Source organism: Pseudomonas sp. (assembly GCF_028293835.1).
In the GTDB taxonomy this organism is placed as follows: Bacteria; Pseudomonadota; Gammaproteobacteria; order Pseudomonadales; family Pseudomonadaceae; genus Aquipseudomonas.
Window position 1 is genome coordinate 17,783 of record NZ_JAQGNX010000103.1, and the last position, 11,522, is coordinate 29,304.

The 11,522-nt window shown below is 56.2% G+C and carries 7 protein-coding genes; 5 read left to right on the top strand and 2 right to left on the bottom strand.

Features of this window, described 5'->3' with window-relative positions:
• Positions 1 to 6 precede the first annotated feature (6 nt).
• Both mexE and JWR17_RS14335 read right to left on the bottom strand, forming a co-directional pair.
• Positions 7 to 1,242, bottom strand: a complete 1,236-nt coding sequence (mexE, locus tag JWR17_RS14330; protein WP_299832551.1) for a multidrug efflux RND transporter periplasmic adaptor subunit MexE — start codon at positions 1,240 to 1,242, stop codon at positions 7 to 9.
• A gap of 118 nt (positions 1,243 to 1,360) precedes the next feature.
• Entirely contained in the window at positions 1,361 to 2,278 is a 918-nt protein-coding gene (locus tag JWR17_RS14335; protein ID WP_299832553.1) for a LysR family transcriptional regulator, read from the bottom strand.
• A gap of 475 nt (positions 2,279 to 2,753) precedes the next feature.
• Between JWR17_RS14335 and JWR17_RS14340 the strand changes: the two genes are divergently transcribed.
• From JWR17_RS14340 to pgm, 5 genes are all read left to right on the top strand, one after another.
• Positions 2,754 to 3,776: a zinc-dependent alcohol dehydrogenase family protein gene (locus JWR17_RS14340; RefSeq protein WP_299832554.1), complete on the top strand. Its 1,023-nt coding sequence runs from the start codon at positions 2,754 to 2,756 to the stop codon at positions 3,774 to 3,776.
• A 646-nt stretch (positions 3,777 to 4,422) separates the two neighbouring features.
• Positions 4,423 to 5,916 (top strand): hypothetical protein, encoded by a 1,494-nt coding sequence (locus tag JWR17_RS14345; protein ID WP_299832556.1) that lies wholly within the window; start codon positions 4,423 to 4,425, stop codon positions 5,914 to 5,916.
• Positions 5,917 to 5,943: 27 nt separating this feature from the next.
• Positions 5,944 to 7,332 carry a PLP-dependent aminotransferase family protein gene (locus tag JWR17_RS14350; protein WP_299832558.1) on the top strand — a complete coding sequence of 463 codons (1,389 nt, stop codon included), beginning with the start codon at positions 5,944 to 5,946 and terminating at the stop codon, positions 7,330 to 7,332.
• Between the two features lie 176 nt (positions 7,333 to 7,508).
• Positions 7,509 to 9,785: an ATP-dependent DNA helicase gene (locus JWR17_RS14355; RefSeq protein WP_299832564.1), complete on the top strand. Its 2,277-nt coding sequence runs from the start codon at positions 7,509 to 7,511 to the stop codon at positions 9,783 to 9,785.
• A 148-nt stretch (positions 9,786 to 9,933) separates the two neighbouring features.
• Positions 9,934 to 11,522: phosphoglucomutase (alpha-D-glucose-1,6-bisphosphate-dependent) (gene pgm, locus JWR17_RS14360; protein WP_299832560.1), on the top strand; the 1,589-nt coding region annotated here is incomplete at its 3' end.

The following is an 11,522-nucleotide window of genomic DNA, read 5'->3' on the forward strand; positions in this document are numbered from 1 at the left end:
TATCCCTTAACCGCGTGGGGCAGCGTTGCTTGCCAGTTTGGGGGCCGTTGCTGGCTGAACATTGCTGGCTTCCAAAGCCTGGCGCTGTTTGGCAAGGGCGGCGATGGTTTCAGGGCTGGCCATCGGAGTGACTTCGGGGTCTACCGGAGTGCCAGGACGAACCCGTTGCAAGCCCTTGACCACGATGGTGTCGTCTTTGGTCAAACCGCTACGAACGATGCGCAGACCTTCCAGTTTCGGACCCAGTTCGACGCTGCGGTAAGCCGGTTTGTTGTCAGCACCCACCACCAGCACGAACTTTTTACCCAGATCGGTACCGACCGCTTCGTCGTTGATCAGCACGGCGGAATACGTGCCGCTACCGACCAGTTTCAAGCGGGCATACAGGCCTGGTGTGTATTGACCATCGGTGTTATCAAACACTGCGCGACCGCGGATGGTGCCCGTTTTCGGGTTGACCTGATTGTCGACGAAGTTCATCTGACCCTGGTGGCTGTTGCCTTCTTCGTTGGACAGGCCCATGAACACCGGAGTGGCCTGACCACGTTTACCTTTACGGGCCAGCTCGTTGTATTTCAGAAATACACGCTCATCGGCATCAAAGTAGGCGTACACCTTGTCCGTCGAGACGACGCTGGTCAGCGGTGTGACGTCGGCAGTCACGATGTTGCCGGCGGTGATCTCCGCACGGCTGACGCGACCAGTGATGGGTGATGTCACACGGGTGAAGCTCAAGTTCAAACGCGCCAGGTCCAGTTGCGCCTGAATGGCATCGACACCGGCTTTGGCTTCTTGAGCGGAGGTGGTGCGGGTGTCAGCCAGTTCGGCAGAGATGGCGTTGCTGCTCAGCAGGCGCTGGCCGCGTTGTGCTTCGTTGCCGGTACGGGTCAAGGCAGCGCGAGATTGTTGCAATTGCGCTTCGAGGCGATGAACTTCAGAGAGGAAAGGGCGAGGGTCGATCTGGAACAGCAAATCGCCTTTTTTGACCAGGGCGCCATCAGTGAAAGTAACCTGATCGATCTGGCCGGAAACCCGAGGGCGGATTTCTACGGTTTCCGGTGCTTCCAGGCGGCCAGTGAACTCGTCCCATTCGTTGACGGGTTGTTCGAGTACCTTGGCAACGGTCACTTTCGCGGCGGCGGGTGCTGCTGCCGCTGCGGGACCGTGCTGGCCGCAGGCACTGATTACAACCAGGGCCAAAGCAGCAAGGGGATAGCGCAAGTGATTGAATGACTGAGCCATGGATAATCCGCCAATAATTGTTGAGTTGGCGGATTCTGTTCTGACCGGTTGTATTGTTCGAATCGAATGAACCGAAGGTCAATATCATTGGTAATGATATGAGACCTTCGCAAAGGCTCTAGATCAGGCTATCCGGGTCGCCGAAGAACATTTGAATCCGGGAGCGCAGCCAGCGCTCGCCCGGATCGTTGTCCTGGGAGCCACGCCACGCCATGTGCAGCTCGAATGTGCGGGTCTCGATCGGTACGTCTTCCGAGCGTACGCCACCTGCAGCCGTCAATACTTCAGCGGCGTAATCGGGGACAGTTGCGACGATATCAGTGCCCGCAATCAATGTCGCCAAGCCGTTGAACTGCGGAACCGCCAGAACAACATGGCGCTTACGTCCTATTTGCTCCAGGTATTCGTCGACGAACCCACCCAGGTCGCCCGCAAACGATACCAGCGCGTGAGGGCGGGCACAGAAGTCATCCAGGCTTAACGGGCCAGGCACCGTATCAGCGCGCAGCAATTTAGGTACGCTGCGGCGAAGGACCTTGCGCTTGGCGTTGGCTGGCAGGTCGTTGGTGTAGCTGACGCCAATTGAAATTTCGCCAGACGCCAGCAGGGCTGGCATTAAAATGTAGTTGGCGCGACGGACCACTAGCACGATACCGGGTGCTTCAGAGCGCAAGCGCTTGAGCAGTGACGGCAGCAGCGCGAACTCCGCGTCATCGGACAGCCCGATACGGAACACAGTAGTACTGGTGGCGGGATCGAATTCCGAGGCGCGACTGACTGCTGTGGAAATGGAATCGAGTGCCGGAGACAGCAGCGCGAAAATCTCTACAGCACGAGCGGTGGGCTCCATGCTGCGACCCGTGCGAACAAACAGTGGGTCATCGAACAGACCCCGTAACCGCGAAAGGGCCGCACTGATGGCGGGTTGGCCAAGAAAAAGTTTTTCCGCCGCACGGGTAACGCTTCGCTCATGCATTAAGGTTTCGAAAACAATTAACAAGTTGAGGTCAACGCGACGCAGGTCGTTGCGATTCATAGAAAGATGATCTCGGGCCGTTGGTCGATGCGATGGTCCACGCCATGGGGCTTGCGATTTTTTTGCTCAGGCATGGCTGCTTGGGGAAATCGCCGACGTGAATAATACGAGCAATCAGCTGTTTTCTACATCGATAAATTCAACCTGACCTGTTTTATCATCAACCGCGATGATAGTCCCTGACAAATACCAGTAACCACTGGGCGCATTTTCGGAACGACTATTGCCCCTGGCACACCAATAGTAATACTGCCTCATCACCGAATCGTACAGGTGGGTTGCAATGTCGAGCCCACATGCTATTCAATGCGAACCTGATTTGGCAGGATCCATCAGCAATTTGCCGATGGTTTTTCCGGTCTTTAACCGCTGCAGAATTAATGACAGACATGTCGACTATTAATAGCCACTGATAGTGTTCCCGGAAAACCCCGGATAGAGTCATGGCATTAAGGTTCATTAGGCGAGGTTCGAAATGTCCCGCACGATCCGTTTTCATCAGTTTGGTCCGGCCGAGGTCCTCAAGATTGAGGAATCTACTGCTGCGCTCCCGGCACCCGGTGAGGTGCAAGTGCGCGTCGAAGCGATCGGCATCAGCTGGTATGACGTTCTCTGGCGGCAGAATCTGGCACCTTCTCAGGCTCGTTTACCCGCCGGACTGGGCCAGGAAATGGCCGGAGTCATCTCTGCGCTAGGTCAAGGTGTAACTGACCTGGCGGTGGGCGACAGGGTTGCCAGCTTCCCGGCGGCCACCGCCAACGAGCATCCGGTCTACGGTGAACTCATCGTATTGCCCCGCGCCGCCGTTACCCGCTACCCGGAGTTGTTGACCCCGATCCAGGCGAGTGTCTTTTATACGCCGCTGTTGGTCGCCTATTTTGCTTACGTAGATCTGGCCCGTGTAAAACCGGGTCAGACCGCGCTTGTTACTGATGCTACCCACTGCGCTGGACCTGCGTTCGTGCAGTTGGGTAAAGCGTTGGGCGTGAAGGTGATCGCAGTAGCAAAATCCTCCGACCAGCGCGACGCTTTGCTTGCCCTTGGGGCTGATAAGGTTATTTTTACCGAAGAGCAGGATTTGCTCATCGCCGTCAACAAGTACACCGATAACCGTGGCGTGGATGTGGTTTTCGATGGCTTGGGTGGCCCGCAGATGTCGATCCTGGGCGATGTGCTCGCGCCACGTGGCAGTCTGGTTCTCTACGGTTTGCAAGGCGGTAACCAGACACCGTTTCCGGCCTGTGCGGCTTTCCAGAAAAACATTCAGTTCTTCGTACACTGCCTGGGCAACTTCACTGGCAGGCCAGAAATTGGCATTATCCAGGACGAAGCCGCGCTGCAACGCGCCTTGCGTGAGATCAATCAGCTCACTGCTGATCGGGTGTTAGTGCCGCAGGCCACCCGTAACTTCGCTTTTGACGACGTCGTAGCAGCTCACCGCTACATGGACCAATGCCCAGTCAGCGGGCGCGCGGTGTTGGTGGTTGATCCCGCGTAATTATTATTGAGTGTGTTGTCGAGCCGACGCCTGTGTCACGGCGTCGCTTAAGCAAAGCGTACCGATCACGCTACCCCCATAAAGCCCTCCGGTTATTCAAGAGGGCTTTTTTGTGAGCGCGTTTTTTGAAGGAGCGTAAGTGTTGTCCCATTAGACTGCCATTAAACAACGGGTGATCAACACTAAACATAACGTTTAATAGGCTGGGTGTCATCGGCGGGGCGGGCGACTCGGCGTAAGTGGAAAACGCCAATGACGATAATCAAAGCAGGAATGTGATGAACAGGCGTTTGATTGGCTGTAGGACTTGAAAGCCACGGAATACAAGGCCTGTAGGTGGTTATTAGGGTCGACAAGCTGCGCTGTTAATAAGTTGAACGTATTATGTTTAGATAATAAACGCCTGTGCCGCGCGACAGGTTTAATAGATCGCCTGAATGGTTTTTTACTGTTTTTTGTACCTTGTAATCATTTCGTGAGTACTGATAATGCATCGGTAAATATTGCTCAGGGAATGAGTCATGGTCCAACAACAATACGTTTCCAGTGTTTTATTCAGCGTTCGGCATCGTACTGGAAAGACGGGGTGCGACTTTTCGATGGCTGTAGATAAAACTACCGTTAGTGCGCTCGCTGGTGCCGACTTATGAGTTCCATACATGAGCAAGCAATGAGCTATGTCTACCGGCAAGTGCTGCAACGGTTGACCGGTTATTTCAATCGCGCCGAACGCACAGCGCTACAACTGTTAATTCAACGGTTGATCGTGGCGGCAGGCGGTATTGAACGTATCGGCAGTTACAAAGTGATGGTGCCGTTCAGTGGCGGCAAAGACAGCGCGTACACCGTCGCATTTTTGCGTGCGGCGCAACTTAGCATTGCCAACAGATCGCCAGCGACGTTCCATTTGCGCATCGCCACGCTGCGGCACCCAGGGATGACCTATGCGGTGATGGAGAATATCCACCGCTGCTATTCAGCGCTGTTTCTGTACGACGACCCTCGCGTCGAAGTGTTGATGGTCGATCAGCAGCAAGTACGGCCGTTCCGCGTGGATTCACGATTTTCAGCGGCAGGCCGCGAACGCGCCCGTTCAGACATGTTGCTAACCGGCCACCTGACGGCGGGAGAATCCCGGGCAACCTTCTGCAACAGCGGCTATCTGGGACTGGCGGACTTCTATGCGCGGGCGGCATGCTGGGGTACCGGTATCGGTGCACTGGTCAATGGCGATTCTCGCAAGGAGCAGAAACAATACGTAGCGTGGGCCATGCGCTTGGCTCAAGGGCTCGATATGCTGCCCTCAGACTGGCGTAACCAAAGTTTTAATGGGGTGCTGAAAACCGTCAGCCAGGTAGGGCATGCCTACTATCGCGAGCTGTACGACGAAGGCGCCGAGCCGATTGGACGTTTGTGGGCTTATCCGAACAAGGCGATTGTTCCTGCCTTCATCAGCATTTTCGATCTGGTGAGCTGCCACGCGGATGACCACTGGCCGTTACTCACAGAATTTCTTAATTTCCAGTTCGATGACCTCTCGTTCAATTTCAGCGAATCGGACAGTGCCACGCCAATGCTGATGGCCCATGTCCGAGGCTTGCAGGCCCTTTATTTGCGCGGTCGCAGCTATCAGGAAGGCGTGAGTGAGTATCTGCTGCAAGCAAACGCCTTGATGCGCAGTAAACAAATGCCCCAGCGTTTAGTGGATCAGGCCATGGCCGCCTACGACAGCCCTTCGAAAATTGAAACTCGGCGTGTGTTGGCCAATGCCCACGCCCTGGATGTGTATGGCTTGAATGAGGCGCAGCTGGTATGCCTGCTGTTTGCTCCGTTCGTCAATTCAGGTCAATTGCTCGAAGTGTTTCTACGCCATTGCCATCCGGGAATGCTGGTTGCATTGCCTGATCTACATAAAGCCCTGATGGGACAGCAAGTACCCGACCAGATCACACAGTGGTTGGTTGAAACCAGTGGTCTCAGCAAGGTTGGTCTGCAATCGCTTTACGGCAAACAACGCGTGGATTTTAGCGATCCGACCTCCCTGATCGCCAGGGTAGCCGCCGGGGATCCGGACAAGCTGCGAGTCATACGCGCCGATGGAATCCAGGCGCTGATGCCTGAAACAGTATTTGTCCGTTGAATGGAAGGTTTTCAAAGGCTACATACCATGAATGACAGGCCCTATTTTGCCTACCAGGCGGTTTACCGATACCTGAATCGTCTAGTGGACAACGCCCCGTGCGGCTCTGTAACGAAACTGCCTTCGTTACGCCATTTGGCCCTTCGCTTGAAGGTGTCGGTGTCAACGGTGCAGTACGCTTACTGCTTGTTGGAGAAAGAAGGGCGGGTCTGCTCAATAGCCAAATCCGGTTATTTCACGCTTCCGAGCGTTGATGGCCAACTGGCCGGTGCTGGCGAAGACGTACTCGATATTCTTCATTGTTACGCCCGGCGACCTGGCATGTTTGTACTCAGTCACGATGATCCTACGGTGTTGATGTCACTGGACAGTTCGCTTCTGGTGCTTGAGCGTGAGCTGAATCGTCAGTACCCGCGCCGCGCCAATCCGCTCTTTCAACCGTTTGGCGAGCTTGAATTACGCACCGCGGTGGCAGACCGCTACACCAGCTGCGCCATGCACAGTTGGTGCTCCGATAACGTTTATATCGGGGCGGACTTGCGCGGAATACTCAAGATCGTCCTCAATGCACTGGCCTTGCGCGGCGGCACCGTGCTGGTGGAGTCGCCGTGTTCGTGGGCGATATTGCGCGTGCTGAAATCATTCGACATTCGCGTCATCGAGATGCCTGTCGATGCCAGCCACTGTGTCGACCTTGGAGGGGTTAATAAAGTGCTGACAGACGAAGGTATCGGCTTGGCGTTATTGCCGTCGCGTGTCAGTACGGTCAATGGCCTGGCGCCTATAGAAAACCGTCGGCAATTGGCTGATCTATTGAATCGGCATGGGGTTTGGGTGCTGGAAGACGATAGTCAGGGCGAGCTGTGCTTCGACCCGTCGGCTGAGCGGCTGCGGGACTGGATCAATCCACGACGTTTGATGGTGATGTCGGCCTTCGATAAGCTCATCGGACCAGAAGCGCCTTACGGCTATTTGCTGTGTAAGCATATGAGGATGGAGTTACAGCGGCAATTTTTGGTGCGCTCATTCAGCGTGCCACCGATTCGCCAGAAAGCCATCGCTCGGCTGCACAGCTCCGGACGACTTGAGCAACACCTGATCGACCTGCGGCATTTGTTGGAGGATCGAATGCTAGCGTTGGCCGGGCTGCTTAAGGAGCACCTGGGGGCTCGTTTACGATTCAACCTACCCTCCGGCGGCAGCGCAATCTGGGCTGAAAGCAATCGGCCGGTGAACATGCGCCGTGTGTTCGACCGGCTGTTGAAACAGGGTGTGTTCATCACTCCAGGCGAAGTATTCAGCCTTCAAGGCCTGCACCAGCACAACGTGCGAATCAGCTTCGCCTTTGACTGGAGCCAGGATGTTGCCAAGGCGCTTGTTTCATTGGACCTGGCATTGCGGCAAGAGCGGTTATAAGCCGCAGGGTTCCGGAGGCATTGCGCGCTGTCTCCGACGCCGCGCTGTCACGCAGCAAACACGGTACATGGCGGGCTAAACTTAGGCCATTTATCCAAATACATTTGCCAGCCTCGGGCCATTACTGGTATCTGTACGCCCATCCAGTGTTGGCAGCAATCGGCCGTAACCCTCAAGTGATCACCAACCCCATCGACGATGCCCGCTATACCGTAGCCGTACGCGCCTTGTGCGAGTTCACGGCTAAGGTGGGCGACCTTGACCTGCGCTTCACTCCGGCGCCTACCGCACTGGAAGGCATGGCCGGTCACCGTACCGTCGTGGCCAGGCGTGGTGATGGATATGAGTCCGAAGTGGCCCTCAGTGGCGAATACCTGAACCTGAAAATCCGAGGGCGGGCAGACGGTTACAACCCGGCGCTTAACCAGCTCGAAGAAATCAAAACCTACCGTGGTGATCTAAGCACTCAGCGCGCCAACCATCGGCAATTGCATTGGGCTCAAGCCAAGATGTATGCCTGGCTACTCTGCCAGCAGCTCGAACTCGATGAGATGCGCGTCGCGTTGGTGTACTTCAACGTGGTCAGCGAGGAAGAAACCACGTTCCGCGAGCAACACACGGCACTATCACTGCAAACATTTTTCAATGAGCAATGCGCAGTGTTTTTGCGTTGGGCCCGTCAAGAGATGGCCCACACCCATGCCCGCAATCAGCAGCTCGATGGGATGGCTTTTCCCCATCCAACGTTTCGAACCGGGCAGCGCGCGCTGGCGGAATCCGTTTATAAAGCCGTCAGCACTGGCCGCTGTCTGATGGCGCAAGCACCGACGGGCATCGGCAAAACCGTGGGTACCTTGTTTCCCATGCTCAAAGCCACACCGGGGCAGAAACTCGACAAGATTTTTTTTCTTACGGCCAAAACCCCGGGCCGAAAACTGGCGCTGGATGCACTCAAGGTCATTCGCCACAGCGCACCGGAGTTGACCTTGCGTGTGCTGGAAATGGTGGCCCGTGACAAGGCGTGCGAACACCCGGACAAAGCTTGCAACGGTGACTCATGCCCGCTGGCCAAAGGGTTTTATGACCGTTTGCCTGCCGCCCGAAGCGCAGCCTTGGTCAACCCTTGGCTTGACCAGGCCGGATTGCGTGACGTCGCGCTGCAGCATCAAATCTGTCCGTATTACCTGAGCCAGGAAATGGCCCGTTGGGCGGACGTGGTGATTGGCGATTACAACTATTATTTCGACCTCAGTGCGTTGCTGTTCGGGCTTTGTCAGTTTAACCAATGGCAAGTGGCGGTACTGGTAGACGAGGCGCACAACCTGGTCGAGCGCGCGCGTCAGATGTACAGCGCTAGCCTCGATCAGCAAAGCATGAACGCCATCAGGCACATCGCTCCAGCCCCGGTGGCCAAAACCTTGCTGCGGCTGGACCGTGACTGGAACGCGCTACATCAGGATCAAGACGCCGAATACCAGGCATATCCAGATATGCCCGGCAGATTTTTGCAAAGCCTGAGCCATTGCATCTCCGCCATCGGTGAGTACTTCAATGACCACCCCCATGCGGTGGATGGGCCGTTACAGGGCTTTTACTTCGAAGCCATCCAGTTTTCACGAATCGCCGAGCTGTTTGACGAGCATTTCGTGTTCGACGTCAACAAGCGCGAACTGAACGACACCCGCAGCGTGTCGCGGCTAAACCTGCGCAATGTGGTGCCCGCGAATTTTATCCGTCCGCGCCTGACCACCGCGCGTAGCACCGTGCTGTTCTCGGCGACGTTGAGTCCGCGTCATTACTATGCCGACCTGTTGGGGCTGCCGGGCAGTACAGCATGGATCGATGTCGAGTCGCCGTTTTCCCGCGAGCAGTTGGACGTGCGCATTATCAGCCGGATATCCACGCGCTTTACTCATCGAAAAACATCACTCGCGCCCATCGTTGAATTGATGGCCGAACAGTTTTTGCAACAACCCGGCAACTACCTGGCGTTCTTCAGCAGCTTCGATTATCTGCAGCAAGTTGCCGACTTGATGCACGAACGCCACCCACACATTGCCTTGTGGTTGCAATCGCGAGGAATGGCCGAGGCTGAGCGCCAGGCCTTTCTTGATAAATTCACCCTGAGCAGCCAAGGCATCGGTTTTGCGGTGCTGGGCGGAGCGTTTGGTGAGGGCATCGATCTGCCCGGCGCCCGCTTGATTGGAGCGTTCATCGCCACCTTGGGCCTGGCGCAGTTAAACCCGGTGAATGAGCAACTCAAGCAACGCATGACGGTGTTGTTTGGCGCCGGCTACGATTACACCTACCTTTATCCGGGCCTGCAGAAAGTTGTACAAGCTGCCGGGAGGGTAATTCGCGGGATAGAAGATCGCGGCGTGGTAATGCTGATCGATGATCGATACGCCGAACCCAAGGTGCAAAAATTACTGCCAGCGTGGTGGCAGTTGTAAAACGTTCAATGGCTTATGGATAGATAGCTGAGCGTAGTGGTCAAACTGCCAGTAAACTGCCGCGCCCCCGGCCTGTTTTGCTTCAGCACCAATGCAGGGTGCAATCGGCCCATTCAATTTTGTCCTTGTTGCATCCATGGAGGTTTTTATGAGTCTCAGTCCTTTTGCCGGCAAACCAGCGCCAGCAGAACTGTTGGTCGATCTCCCTCGACTGGTGACGGCTTATTACACCGGTCAGCCTGACGCTTCGGTGGCTGCCCAGCGGGTATCGTTTGGCACCTCTGGCCATCGCGGCAGTTCCTTTGAACTGAGCTTCAACGAATGGCACGTGTTAGCCATCAGCCAGGCTATATGCCTGTACCGTCAGGCCAACGGCATCGACGGTCCGCTGTTCCTCGGCGCGGACACCCATGCCTTGTCGACCCCGGCCAGTGTGACGGCCCTGGAAGTATTGGCCGCCAACGGCGTGCAGGTGATGATCGCTGAAAACGATGAGTACACACCGACGCCAGCCATCTCCCACGCAATCATCTGCTACAACCGTGGTCGCACCAGCGGGCTGGCGGACGGCATTGTGATCACGCCTTCACACAACCCACCAGAGAGTGGCGGGTTTAAGTACAACCCGCCCAACGGCGGTCCGGCCGACACCCATATCACCAAGTGGATCGAAGCTAAAGCCAACGAACTGCTGGCTGAGAAAGTGCTGGGCGTCACGCGCATGAGCTACGAAAAAGCCTTGAAGGCCGACACGACTCATCGCCATGACTACCTCAATACGTACGTCGCGGACCTGCAAAGTGTTATCGATATGGACGCGATTCGCGGCGCGAATCTGCGTTTGGGCGTGGATCCGTTGGGCGGTGCCGGGGTGCGTTATTGGTCTGCCATTGGCGAGCACTACGGCTTGAACCTGGAAGTGGTGAACAAAGAAGTCGACCCGACGTTCCGCTTCATGTGTGTCGATTGGGACGGTCGTATTCGTATGGACCCGTCGTCGAGCTTCGCCATGCAAGGCCTGATCGGTCTGAAAGATCGCTTTCAAGTGGCCTTCGCCTGCGACCCGGATCATGATCGCCACGGCATTGTGACCCCAACCGGTGGTTTACTGGCACCGAACAATTACCTCGCCGTGACCATCGACTATTTGTTTCAAAACCGTCCCCAGTGGCGCGCCGATGCCGCCATCGGCAAAACCGTGGTCAGCAGCGGTCTGATTGATCGGGTGGCCAAGCGCCTGGGCCGCCGTCTGTATGAAGTGCCGGTGGGGTTCAAATGGTTTGCCGACGGCTTGTTCGACGGCTCTCTGGGCTTCGGCGGTGAAGAAAGCGCCGGCGCGTCGTTCTTGCGTAAAGACGGCAGTGTCTGGACCACTGACAAAGACGGCTTGATTCCAGCCTTGTTGGCCGCCGAAATCACCGCACGCAAGGGCCGGGATCCCAGCGAGATCTACCAGGCGCTGACTGAAGAATTGGGCGAACCGTTCTCCACACGAGTAGAGGCCAAGGCTAACCCTGCACAGAAAGCGCTGCTGGGCAAGCTGTCGCCGGACCAAGTGAAATCCACTGAGCTGGCAGGCGAACCGATCCTGACTGTTCTTAGCCACGCGCCAGGCAATGATCAGGCGATTGGAGGCCTGAAGGTGATGACCGAAAACGGCTGGTTCGCGGCGCGTCCATCGGGCACCGAGGACATCTACAAAATCTACGCGGAAAGCTTCATTGGCGATGACCATCT